Genomic DNA, 10989 nt, shown 5'->3' on the forward strand with positions numbered 1-10989 from the left:
CCCCCTCCTCCCCGGCCGGGGAGGAAGCCCCCACCCGCCACCAGGAGTTGCTCTCCTGGGTCGACGGGATCGCCGAACTGACCCAGCCGGAACGCGTGGTCTGGTGCGACGGCTCCGAGGCCGAATACGACCGCCTGTGCGGGGAGCTGGTCGAGCGGGGGACCTTCCGGAAACTCGACCCGGTCAAACGCCCCCACTCCTACTACGCCGCCTCCGACCCGTCCGACGTCGCCCGGGTCGAGGACCGCACCTTCATCTGCTCCGAGCGGGAAGAGGACGCGGGTCCGACGAACCACTGGAAGAACCCCGCCGAGATGCGCGAGATCTTCTCCGGGGAACAGGGCGTCTTCCGGGGCTCGATGCGCGGCCGGACCATGTACGTCGTCCCCTTCTGCATGGGCCCGCTCGGCTCCCCGCTCTCCGCGCTCGGCGTGGAGATCACCGACTCCGCCTACGTCGCGGTCTCCATGCGCACCATGACGCGCATGGGACAGCCGGTCTTGGACGCCCTCGGCGACGACGGCTTCTTCGTCAAGGCCGTGCACACCGTTGGAGCGCCGCTCGCCGAAGGCGAGGCCGACGTGCCGTGGCCCTGCAACCCGACCAAGTACATCTCCCACTTCCCCGAGGCCCGCGAGATCTGGTCGTTCGGCTCCGGATACGGCGGCAACGCGCTGCTCGGCAAGAAGTGCTACGCGCTGCGCATCGCCTCCGTGATGGCCCGCGACGAGGGCTGGCTGGCCGAGCACATGCTGGTGCTGAAGCTGACCCCGCCGCGCGGGGAGGCCAAGTACGTTGCGGCGGCGTTCCCGTCCGCCTGCGGCAAGACGAACCTGGCGATGCTCCAGCCCACCCTCCCGGGCTGGACCGTGGAGACCATCGGCGACGACATCGCCTGGATGCGGTTCGGCGAGGACGGGCGGCTGTACGCCATCAACCCGGAGGCGGGCTTCTTCGGTGTCGCCCCCGGCACCGGCGAGGACACCAACGCCAACGCCATGAAGACGCTGTGGGGCAACGCGGTCTTCACCAACGTCGCGCTCACCGATGACGACGACGTGTGGTGGGAGGGCATGACCGACGAGAAACCGGCCCACCTGACCGACTGGAAGGGCAACGACTGGACGCCGGACTCGGCGACGCCGGCGGCCCACCCCAACGCGCGGTTCACCGTCCCCGCCGCGCAGTGCCCGATCATCGCGCCCGAGTGGGAGGACCCGCGCGGCGTGCCGATCTCCGCCATCCTCTTCGGCGGCCGGCGCGCGACGGCCGTACCGCTGGTGACCGAGTCCTTCGACTGGCAGCACGGTGTCTTCCTCGGCGCCAACGTGGCCAGCGAGAAGACCGCCGCCGCGGAGGGGAAGGTCGGCGAGCTGCGCCGCGACCCGTTCGCGATGCTGCCCTTCTGCGGCTACAACATGGGCGACTACTTCGCCCACTGGCTGGAGGTCGGCGAAGGGGCCGACCCGGCGAAGCTGCCGAAGATCTACTACGTCAACTGGTTCAAGAAGGACGAGAAGGGCGCCTTCGTCTGGCCCGGTTTCGGCGAGAACACCCGCGTGCTCAAGTGGATCGTCCAGCGGCTGAACGGGGAGGCCGAGGGGGTCGAGACCCCCGTCGGCATCGTCCCGCGGCGGGAAGACCTCGACACCGAGGGGCTCGGGCTGTCCGCGGCCGAGCTGGACTTCGTCCTCGACGTCGACAAGGACGTCTGGCGCGACGAGGCGGCACTCGTCCCCGAACACCTCAACACGTTCGGTGACCACACCCCCAAGGCCCTCTGGGACGAGTACCGCGCCCTGGTGCAGCGCCTGGGCTGACCGAGGCGCGCGGAGCGCGTTACGCGGGCACCGCCTGAGGGGCGGTGTGGGCGGCGAGGCGTTCGGTCATCAAAGCGGTGACGGCCTCGTCGCCGCGCGACGAGGCCACCGCGAGGGCGGTGCCCGCGAGGGTGTGCGCCCGCGCGTGGAGCGAGGCCACGTGGGTGGCGTCGTCCCGCGCGGCGGTCGGCTCAGCGCGCAGGGGCGCGCGTCCCGACAGGAGCCGCGCCGCGTGGGCGGCGAGCTCGTGGGCCGCGGTGTCCAGCGCGGCGGAGGGCGCCAGCACCCGCAGCTCGTCGGTCACGGTCAGCAGCGCCGTCAGGTGTCCGGCCAGCCGGATGTCGAGCTCCTCCTCGCGGGTGCGCCGGGGCAGCTCGGCGTGGGCGTCCTCGGCCAGAGTGTGGACCGACTTGGTGCGGATCGGTTCGTACATGGATGGCCTCCTGGTGCGTTCAGGAAACCATCCTAACTTGGACTCCGTCTAAAGTTGTCACTCATCGACGGAACGGTCACGCAGCCTTCACGGCTGCCCGTATCCGTCCAGGAAGCGACCGATGCGCGTCACCGCGTCGCGCAGCTCGTCGGCGGCCGGCAGGTTGACGATGCGGAAGTGGTCGGGCTCCGGCCAGTTGAACCCGGTGCCGTGGACGATCATGATCTTCTCCTCCCGGAGCAGATCGATCACCATCTGCCGGTCGTCCTTGATCTTGTACACCTTCGGGTCGAGGCGCGGGAAGGCGTAGATCGCCCCCTTGGGCCGCACGCAGGTGACCCCGGGGATCTGCGTGAGCATCTCGTACGCCGCGTCGCGCTGCTCCAGCAGCCGCCCGCCCGGCAGCACCAGGTCCTCGATCGACTGCCGCCCGCCCAGCGCGGCGGCCACCGCGTGCTGGGCCGGCATGTTGGCGCACAGCCGCATGTTGGCGAGGATCGTCAGCCCCTCGATGTAGCTGTCGGCGTGCGTCTTGGGCCCGCAGACCGCCAGCCAGCCGCTGCGGTAGCCGGCCACCCGGTAGGACTTCGAGAGGCCGTTGAACGTCAGCGTCAGCAGGTCGGGCGCGATCTTGGTGGTCGGGGTGTGCGTGGCTCCGTCGTAGAGGATCTTGTCGTAGATCTCGTCGGAGCACACGAGGAGGGAGTGGCGGCGCGCGATGTCGGTGAGGGAACGCAGCATCTCCTCGTCGTAGACCGCACCCGTCGGGTTGTTCGGATTGATGATCACCAGCGCCTTGGTGCGGTCGGTGATCTTGCTCTCCACGTCCGCCAGGTCGGGCATCCACTCCGACTGCTCGTCACAGCGGTAGTGCACGGCCGTACCGCCCGCCAGCGAGACGGACGCCGTCCACAGCGGATAGTCGGGGGCCGGCACGAGCACCTCGTCGCCGTCGTCCAGCAGCGCCTGCATCGCCATCTGGATCAACTCGGAGACGCCGTTGCCCAGGTAGACGTCCTCGACGGACACCTCGACGCCCTGCTTCTGGTAGTGCTGCATCACCGCACGGCGCGCGGCCAGCAGGCCCTTCGCGTCGCCGTACCCGTGCGCCGTGCCCACGTTGCGGAGCATGTCCTCGAGGATCTCCGGCGGGCAGTCGAACCCGAACGCCGCCGGATTGCCGGTGTTGAGCTTGAGAATCTGGTTCCCCGCCGCCTCCAGCCGCTGCGCCTCCTCCAGGACAGGACCCCGGATCTCGTAACAGACATTGGCGAGCTTCGTCGACTGGATGACCTGCATGACGCCAGCCTAAGGGCGCCCTTCACACCTCGCCCCGTGTTTTCCCTCACCCCGGTGACAGCCCGCTCATGGCCGCACCCGCAGGTCATGGCCGACAATGAGGTTCATGGCCCCCGCACGCACCGCATCCGCCGACGACACCGCCGCCGGCGCGGACCTCTCCCCAGCGAAACCGGGTCTGCGCGAGCGGAAGAAGATCCAGACCCGCCAGGCCATCCGCACGGCCGCCTACCACCTCTTCGAGGAACAGGGCTACGACGCCACACCCGTCGACCAGATCGCCGACGAGGCGGAGGTCTCCCCCAGCACCGTCTTCCGCTACTTCCCCACCAAGGAAGACATCGTGCTGACCGACGAGTACGACGCGCTCGTCGAGGACGCCCTGCGCGGGCGGCCCGCGGGGGAACCGCCGGTCGCCGCGCTGCGCGAGGCGCTGTACGCCTCCCTCGCCCGCGTCTACCAGGCCGACGCCACCGAGACGTTCCAGCGCCTGCGCCTCATCCGCGAGGTCCCCGCCCTGCGTGGCCGCCTCAGCGAGCACTCCGCCGACACGGCGTGGCTGCTGCGCAGGGCGCTCGCCGAGCGCACCGGGCGCGCCGAGGACGACCTGGAACTGCGGATCGTCACCGGCGCCATGCTGGGGGCTCTGATGGAGGCCATGTACTCCTGGGTCGACTCCGGCCCAGGACCGGCAGGCACCCTGGAGGACCTGCGCGCCCTGGTGACCCGCGCGCTGGGCGTCCTGGAACGCGGCCTGACGCTGTAGCGGAATTCCGGCCCCTTGCCTTCCCCCGCCCGGGGGAAGGCAAGGGGCGGGGTCACTCCGTCAGGGCGGTTTCGAGGGCCTCCGTCTCCGTCACCGGCGCCGTGCACACGAACCCGCGGCACACGTAGGCGGCGGGACGCCCGTCGACGAGGCCGCGCCCTCGCAGCAGAGGCACGGACGACTCCCCGGACGCGTCGCCCGCGCCCGCGGCGACCACCGCGCCCGGCGCGGTGGACAGCAGCGCGGCACGGTGCAGCTCGGGCGACTGGCCGACCACGGCGACCTCCCGGGGCCCGTCCAGCAGCGCCTCCCCCACCGCGAGGCCCCAGCCCAGGAACCGCGGCACCCGGGAGGCGAGCTCACGGACGACACCGAGGGCCTGCTCGGCGGCCTCCCGGTAGCGGTGCTCGCCGGTGTAGGCCCCGTAGGTGAGCAGCGCGCCGGCCGCCGCGTTCCACCCGGAGGGCACCGCGTTGTCCGTGGGGTCCTGGGGCCGCCGGATGAGCTGCTCGGCGTCGTCGGCGGTGTCGTACAGCGTGCCGTCGTCCGCCGCGAAGCGCTCCAGCACCGTGTCGAGCAGACCGCCCGCACGCCCGAGCCACTCCGTCTCGCCGGTGACCGCGTACAGCGCGAGGTAGCCCTCGGCGACGTCCGCGTGGTCCTCCAGCACACCCGCGCTGTCGCCGGGTACGCCCTCGCGCGAGGTGCGGACCAGGCGGCGCCCCTCGTCGACGGTGTGCACCTCGGCGAGCAGCCGGGCGGCAGCACGCGCCGCGTCCACCAGGTCGGGGCGCTCGAAGTAGGCGCCGGTCTCGGCGAGCGCGGCGACGGCCAGACCGTTCCAGGCGCTGACGACCTTGTCGTCGCGCGCGGGCCGGGGCCGCGCCGAGCGGGCCTCGAACAGGGCGCGCCGTACGGACTCCACGCGCGCCGCCTCGGCGGGCGGCCCGTCCCCCGCGCGCAGTTGCAGCACCGAGGCGCCGCCCTCGAACGTGCCCTCCTTGGTGACGTGGAAGAGGGCCGCCGCCACAGCGGCGTCCTCCTCACCGAGCACCTCGGCGAGTTGCGCGGGGGTCCACACGTAGTAGGCGCCCTCGCCGTGCCCGCCCTGCCCGTCGTCGCTGTCGGCGTCCAGCGCGGACGCGAACCCGCCCTGCGGAGTGCCCAGTTCCCGGACGAGGAAGTCGGCGGTCTCCAGCGCGACACGGCGGGCCTGTTCCGACCCCGTGGCGCGCCACAGGTGGGCGTAGACCCGGCACAGCAGCGCGTTGTCGTAGAGCATCTTCTCGAAGTGCGGCACGACCCACTCCGCGTCGACGGAGTAGCGGGCGAAGCCGCCGCCGAGCTGGTCGTAGAGGCCACCGCGGGCCATCGCCTCGCAGGTGGCCTCGACCATCTGGAGCGCACCCTCGGAACCGGTACGGGCGTGGTGCCGCAGCAGGAACTCCAGCACCATCGACGGCGGGAACTTCGGCGCCCCGCCGAAGCCTCCCCTGCTCGCGTCGAAGTCCTTGGTCAGCCCGAGCAGCGCGGCCCCCATCTCCTCGGCGCCCGGCGCCCGGGCGGCGGCGAGGCTGAGGGTGCGGCCCGCGAGGTCGGTGCTGATACGGGAGGCGACGTCGGCGACCTCCTCACGCCGGTCCTCCCACGCGGTGCGCACCCCTTCCAGCACCTGCGGGAAGGAGGGCATGCCGTGGCGGGGAGCGGGCGGGAAGTAGGTGCCGAAGTAGAACGGCTCCGCCTCCGGCGTCAGGAACACCGTCATCGGCCAGCCGCCCTGCCCGGTGGCCGCCTGCACGGCCTCCATGTAGACGGCGTCCACGTCCGGGCGTTCCTCGCGGTCCACCTTCACCGAGACGAAGTGGGCGTTCATCAGCCGCGCCGTCGCCTCGTCCTCGAAACTCTCGCGCGCCATCACGTGGCACCAGTGGCACGCGGCGTACCCGACCGACAGCAGCACGGGCACATCGCGCCGCCGCGCCTCCTCGAAGGCCTCCGGCGTCCAGGGCCACCAGTCGACCGGATTGTCCGCGTGCTGAAGCAGATAAGGCGAGGTCACACCAGCCAGCCTGTTCATCGCTCCAGCCTCTCACAGCGCCCACCCCACCACCGGGCCCTGCGCGATCTCGCTGCCGCGCTCGCCCTGCGCACCGCCCGCCGCACCGCCTGGCCGAGTCCGGGCCGGGCGGCACCGAACGTCCTGACGCTCTCCTGTGCCGGCGCCCCGACACCACCGGACACGAGGCTCGCTCAGCGGTGCTCGACCTGCCGAGGCTCCTCCCAGGAGGTACACCATGACCGCCGGAATGGTGGCGCCCGCGTGGACGCATACGCAGATCAGCGCCGACCAGTGGCGGGGGGTGGAAGCCGGACGTGCCCGATGGCGTCCGGCCGCGTCGGCCGGGGCCCGCGAGCCCAGCAAGATCCGAGCGAAAGACCCTAGCGGCTTCGCGTCAGCGCGGCTCGCGACTGCGCGGTCTCCTGCCCTGCCAGGCCAGCGCTGCCGAGAGGAGCAGGGCGACGGTGAGCACGGACAGCGAGGCCGTCGCGGCGTCGTTTTCCAACGCGATCGCACCCACCTGGTCCCGGAGCGTCTTCGCGGCGCCGTGTACGGCGAAACCGGCTGCGAAGCAGCCGAAGCCGAAACCGGCGACCTGTGCGAGGAGGAGGACGAATCTGCCCGCGACAGCGGGCACGAACCGGGCCAGGGTCGCGCACAGCAGCCCACCGGCGCCGACGTCGAACACGGCGATGACCACCCGGATGTAGTGCTCGACTCGCCCCCATGTGGGGCCGGCGTCCGGGAGGCCCGCGATGCCGAGTGCGGTGATCAGCGCCATGATGGCCGCAATTGCCCGGTGCTCCCAGCCCGTTGAAGATCTTGGCGCGGGGAGGCTCCTGGTGTCGGGCTGTACGGGGGCCTGCGGCCGGGCCCGGACGCGGGTGGGCTGCTCCCCGCGGGCGATGGCCAGCGCCTCGGCGACCGTCGGACGGGAGTCCGGGTCCTTGTCCAGCAGGCGGGTGATGAGCTGCGTGAGCCGCCCGGCTCGTTGCGGCGGCGGGGCCTCCTCCAGCAGAACCGCCGCCAGCGTCGCGTCGCGGGTCGCACGGTGAAAGGGCGAGACGCCTTCGACGGCCCGGTAGAGCGTCACGCCGAGGGAGAACAGGTCGCTGGCCGGTAACCCCTCCGTGCCGCGCAGGCGCTCGGGAGCGGTGTACTCCGCCGAGCCGACGAGCAATCCGGTGGCAGTCAGCGCCGTGTCGGTGTCGTGGACCGCGATGCCGAAATCCGTGAGCAGGGTCTTCCCGCCCTCGGTCAGCATGACGTTGCCCGGCTTGATGTCGCGGTGCACGACGCCGTCGTCGTGGGCCGCGCCAATCGCCGTCAGCAACGAGACGGCGACGTCGGCAGCCCTGTCCACGGACAGCGGGCCGCTCTCCTCGATGTGCTCGCCCAGCGAACGGCCCTCGACCAACTCCATGACGATCCAGGGGAGACCGTCCTCCATGGCCACGTCGTGGATGGTGACGATGCCCTCGTGCCTTCGCAACCGGGCGGCGTTGCGGGCCTCACGCGCGGCACGCGCGAACCGGTCCGCCTGGTCGGCCTCCGACAGGCCCGGCACCAGTCGCAGTTCCTTGATCGCCACATCGACGCCCAGAGTCTCGTCGTGGGCGCGCCAGACCCGCCCGAACCCCCCGGCCCCCAGCTCGGCGGCGAGCCGGTAACGCCCGCAGATCACGTCACCGGGTTGCTTCGTCACCATGAACACCTCCCCGACCCGCCGCCTACGCCGCATGGTCAAGGTGAAGAGTAGCGAGGGTTCGTCGACTGCGGACTGTGGCGGCTCGGATCAGGTGGTCTGGCGGTGCCGACGGCTTGGGGCAGGGGCCGGGGCTCGAGGGTTGCGAGGTGTCGACCAGGCCCGCCCGTGGCGTTTGATCGTGGCCCAGAGCGTCAGCCGACCGCGGACGGCTCGGGATCCGCACGACAGGGGGCGTGACCAGGGCTGCCGTGCCGTTCCCGTCAGCTCCCGTCAGCGCCGGCCTGGGAGCCGTCCCAGAGCGAGGCGGTCAGGACTGGGAGGCCCGGGCGCCGCCGGTGGACTCCCAGCCGGCGACCGCCAGCGCGCGGTAGGCCGCGTAGGCGGCGGCCGGGTCGCCCTCGTCGACCCACGGGAGGGCGCCCACGTGGCCGTCGACGGCGGCCAGGGCCTCCATGGCCTCGCCGTAGCGCTCGGCGCGGACGAGGAACCACACGAGCAGGTGCAGCACGTGGGGGCGCACCGGGTGGTCGTCCTCGACCTGGTCGACGGCGTACTCGGCGGCCTCGATGGCGTGGCCGATCTCCTCGCCCTGGTAGAGGCCGCGGACCAGGTTCACCTCGGGCAGATGGTCGTAGGCGGCGAACAGCGGCAGGGCGGCGAGCAGGGAGCCCTCGGGGGCCTGGGCCGCCGCCGCGCGGGCGAAACCGTCGGCCTTCTCCTTGGAGCCCATCGACTTCGCCGACCAGTACGGCAGCGCCGCCAGGTGGGCGCCCATGTGGTCGGGGGCCAGGCGGCGCACGCTGTCCCACAGGGACGCGAAGTCGGCCTCACGGTAGTTGAGCCTGCGGGCGATGTGCAGTTCGGTGAGGTGCGGCGTGGGATCGGCGGGGGCGAGCTTCGCCGCTTCCCGTGCGACGTTGCGCGCCTCCTCCAGGATGATGCGGTGGTCGGCCGACCCCGGCTCGGCCAGCGCCTGGAAGACCAGGAACTGCGCGTACACCTGTGCCCCGCCGTGGTCGTGCGGCTGCTGTGCGCGCCACTGCCGCAGCCACCTGGCGTCCTGCTGCACGGCGGCGCGCTCCTTGCTGAAGGAGACCACGTCGGCAGGGCCGTCCGTACCCGCGTCCCGCGCGTGCTGCCGCGCACGGGCAAGCTCCATGGCCGCCGCGCCCGCGAGGGACTGCACCCGCTGCCAGCGCAGTTCGTACTCGTCGCCCGTCAGTGCCAGCATCCGCGCCACCGGCTCCCAGTCCTGCGTGCGCTGGGCCTCCTCCAGCGCCTCGACGAGTTCCCTGTCGGGGCCCGGCAGCCGTACGTCCAACTGCTCGGCGGGGACGAAGCCGTACCCGGCGCCCGGGTCGAGAGCCTGGACGAGCCCCTGCCGGCCCTCCTGCCGCAGCCGTCGGCGGCGCATCGCCGGATAGGCCACCACACCGAAGAGGGCGGCGAGTGCGATCAGCAGGAACAGGGCTTCCATGGCGGCGGGTCTCCACGGTGTGACGAGGCGGCGGCGGGTCGGCGGCAGGCTGAGTGGTGCTGAGCGGTGCTGAGGGGTGAGCTCTTGTGAGCGCGCCCCCACTCCACCGTACGGCCCACTAGTCTCGCCCCCATGAGTGAGCAGCGTGACAACCGCACCAGCGGCGGGGACCGGACGACCTCGGCGCCCCCTCCGCACGGCTTCGAGACCCTCGCCATCCACGCGGGCCAGGCCGCCGACCCGGCCACGGGAGCCGTCGTCCCGCCCATCCACCAGGTCTCCACCTACAAGCAGGACGGGGTCGGCGGGCTGCGCGGCGGCTACGAGTACAGCCGCTCCGCCAACCCCACCCGCACCGCGCTGGAGGAGAACCTCGCCGCGTTGGAGGGCGGCAGGCGCGGCCTGGCCTTCGCCTCCGGGCTCGCCGCCGAGGACTGCCTGCTGCGCACCCTGCTCACCCCCGGTGACCACGTGGTGATTCCGAACGACGCGTACGGCGGCACCTTCCGGCTGTTCGCACGGGTCGCCGAGCGGTGGGGCGTCCAGTGGTCGGTGGCCGACTCCTCCGACCCGGCCGCCGTACGGGCCGCGCTGCGCGAGCGCACCAAGGCCGTCTGGGTCGAGACCCCCTCCAACCCGCTGCTGGGCATCACCGACATCGCGGCCGTCGCGGACGTGGCCGGGGCGGCGGGCGCGCGGCTGGTGGTGGACAACACGTTCGCCAGCCCCTATCTGCAGCAGCCCCTCGCGCTCGGCGCCGACGTCGTCGTCCACTCGACGACCAAGTACATGGGCGGGCACTCCGACGTGGTCGGCGGCGCCCTGGTCGTCACCGACCCTGCGCTCGGTGACGAACTGGCCTTCCACCATAACGCGATGGGCGCGATCGCCGGACCGTTCGACTCCTGGCTGGTGCTGCGCGGCATCAAGACGCTGGGGGTGCGCATGGACCGGCACGGGGAGAACGCGGCCCGCCTCGTGCGGTTCCTGGCGGCGCATCCGAAGGTGACCGAGGTCTTCTACCCGGGGCTGCCCTCGCACCCGGGGCACGAGATCGCCGCGAAGCAGATGCGGGGCTTCGGCGGCATGGTGTCCTTCCGCGTGGCGGGCGGCGAGGAGGCGGCCGTGCGGGTGTGCGACCGGGCCGGCCTGTTCACGCTGGGCGAGTCCCTCGGCGGTGTCGAGTCCCTGATCGAGCACCCCGGCCGGATGACGCACGCCTCCGTAGCGGGCTCGGCCCTGGAGGTGCCCGCCGACCTCGTGCGGCTGTCGGTCGGCATCGAATCGGCGGACGACCTGCTGGCCGACCTGACCCAAGCGCTGGACTGAGCGGCCGGACCTGCCCCAGGCGCTGGACTGAGGGGCTGAGGTGCTGAGGGACTGGGGGGCGCCCCCYCGGTCCTTCCCTCCCCTCCCCTGCCGGGGGG

At 72.3% G+C, this 10989-nt stretch carries 8 protein-coding genes; 3 read left to right on the forward strand and 5 right to left on the reverse strand.

Going from position 1 to position 10989, the window contains the following annotated elements; genetic code table 11:
* Positions 1 to 47 precede the first annotated feature (47 nt).
* Positions 48 to 1820 carry a phosphoenolpyruvate carboxykinase (GTP) gene (locus AB8Z75_RS23955; RefSeq protein ID WP_369205313.1) on the forward strand — a complete coding sequence of 591 codons (1773 nt, stop codon included), beginning with the start codon at positions 48 to 50 and terminating at the stop codon, positions 1818 to 1820.
* A 19-nt stretch (positions 1821 to 1839) separates the two neighbouring features.
* Here the strand turns inward: AB8Z75_RS23955 and AB8Z75_RS23960 are convergent, their stop codons facing one another.
* The gene (locus tag AB8Z75_RS23960; protein WP_369205299.1) at positions 1840 to 2253 is read right to left on the reverse strand and encodes a hypothetical protein; all 414 of its coding nucleotides are present in this window, start codon (positions 2251 to 2253) and stop codon (positions 1840 to 1842) included.
* A gap of 87 nt (positions 2254 to 2340) precedes the next feature.
* Complete coding sequence (locus AB8Z75_RS23965) at positions 2341 to 3552, reverse strand: pyridoxal phosphate-dependent aminotransferase (RefSeq protein ID WP_369205301.1); 1212 nt, start codon at positions 3550 to 3552, stop codon at positions 2341 to 2343.
* A 106-nt stretch (positions 3553 to 3658) separates the two neighbouring features.
* Between AB8Z75_RS23965 and AB8Z75_RS23970 the strand changes: the two genes are divergently transcribed.
* Positions 3659 to 4318 carry a TetR/AcrR family transcriptional regulator gene (locus AB8Z75_RS23970; protein ID WP_369205303.1) on the forward strand — a complete coding sequence of 220 codons (660 nt, stop codon included), beginning with the start codon at positions 3659 to 3661 and terminating at the stop codon, positions 4316 to 4318.
* Between the two features lie 52 nt (positions 4319 to 4370).
* Here AB8Z75_RS23970 and AB8Z75_RS23975 read toward each other — a convergent pair whose 3' ends face one another.
* The 3 genes from AB8Z75_RS23975 to AB8Z75_RS23985 form a co-directional block, all read right to left on the reverse strand.
* Positions 4371 to 6395 carry a thioredoxin domain-containing protein gene (locus AB8Z75_RS23975; protein ID WP_369205305.1) on the reverse strand — a complete coding sequence of 675 codons (2025 nt, stop codon included), beginning with the start codon at positions 6393 to 6395 and terminating at the stop codon, positions 4371 to 4373.
* Positions 6396 to 6771: 376 nt separating this feature from the next.
* Positions 6772 to 8085, reverse strand: coding sequence for a serine/threonine-protein kinase (locus tag AB8Z75_RS23980; protein WP_369205307.1), 1314 nt, complete (start codon positions 8083 to 8085; stop codon positions 6772 to 6774).
* Positions 8086 to 8392: 307 nt separating this feature from the next.
* Positions 8393 to 9562 carry a hypothetical protein gene (locus tag AB8Z75_RS23985; protein ID WP_369205309.1) on the reverse strand — a complete coding sequence of 390 codons (1170 nt, stop codon included), beginning with the start codon at positions 9560 to 9562 and terminating at the stop codon, positions 8393 to 8395.
* A 132-nt stretch (positions 9563 to 9694) separates the two neighbouring features.
* Between AB8Z75_RS23985 and AB8Z75_RS23990 the strand changes: the two genes are divergently transcribed.
* On the forward strand, positions 9695 to 10891 hold the full coding sequence (locus tag AB8Z75_RS23990) for a cystathionine gamma-synthase (RefSeq protein ID WP_369205311.1): 1197 nt from the start codon (positions 9695 to 9697) through the stop codon (positions 10889 to 10891).
* Positions 10892 to 10989: the final 98 nt, after the last annotated feature.

It is taken from the genome of Streptomyces sp. PU-14G (assembly GCF_041028275.1).
Taxonomy (GTDB): Bacteria; Actinomycetota; Actinomycetes; order Streptomycetales; family Streptomycetaceae; genus Streptomyces.